This window comes from Oleiphilus sp. HI0067, assembly GCF_001635735.1.
In genome coordinates this window covers 1-270 of record NZ_LWFI01000779.1, presented here as the reverse complement: position 1 = coordinate 270, position 270 = coordinate 1, and the positions used below count along the sequence as shown (strand labels likewise).

Genomic DNA, 270 nt, shown 5'->3' with positions numbered 1-270 from the left:
CATACTCAGTCGTTAATCGTTTAGCCGATAAAGTAAAGCTCAGATATGATCGTCCAGATCGCTTATTGCTTATCGGATTGAGTGATGTATCACTTGCATTGTTACCACTGGCAGAAAGTATTGGATACGAGGTTCAGATCTGTGATCCGAGACACGAGCATGTTGCGCGACAGACGAGTGCGCAGGATATAAGTGTCGTGTCTAATGTGCTTCCCGATGACTTGGTTTATGCATCTTACATGGATGAGAATTGCGCGATTGTTGCGCTCG

1 protein-coding gene is annotated in these 270 nt (G+C 45.2%); it reads left to right on the top strand.

The features are described 5' to 3' along the window. Nucleotides 1–270 (top strand): hypothetical protein (locus A3739_RS29760; RefSeq protein WP_369821101.1); only part of this gene is annotated, 270 nt, incomplete at both ends.